Annotated in this window: 1 pseudogene; it reads left to right on the forward strand. The window is 70.9% G+C overall.

Annotation, left to right across the window (positions count from 1 at the left end):
* Positions 1-450, forward strand: a pseudogene (locus tag F6S12_RS32940) (FAD/NAD(P)-binding oxidoreductase); the annotation flags it as partial.

Consider the following 450-nt stretch of genomic DNA (forward strand, 5'->3'; position numbering starts at 1 on the left):
CCAGCTCGATCCTGATCGTCGATGACAACCCGCGCCCCGGCGGCCAGATCTGGCGCCACGGCCCCCAGCATCCGCCCAGCGCCGCCCAGGCCGAACACTTCAAGGTGCTGCAGCACCCGGCGGTGCGCTACCTCAGCGCCACCCGCATCATCTCGACCCTGGGTACTCACAGCCTGTTGCTCGAAGATGCCCGGCAGGCCTGGCACGTGGAATTCGAACAACTGATCCTGTGCTGTGGCGCCCAAGAACTGCTGCTGCCCTTCCCCGGCTGGACCCTGCCCGGGGTGACCGGGGCCGGCGGCCTGCAAGCGCTGCTCAAGAACGGCCTGGCGGTGGCAGGAAAGACCCTGGTGATCGCCGGCAGCGGCCCCTTATTGCTGGCCAGCGCCGCCACCGCGCGCCGCGCCGGCGGCCGGGTGGTGCGGGTGCTGGAACAGACCCCGGCGGCCT

The sequence above is a fragment of the Pseudomonas sp. JV245A genome, assembly GCF_032424515.1.
In the GTDB taxonomy this organism is placed as follows: domain Bacteria; phylum Pseudomonadota; class Gammaproteobacteria; order Pseudomonadales; family Pseudomonadaceae; genus Aquipseudomonas; species Aquipseudomonas protegens.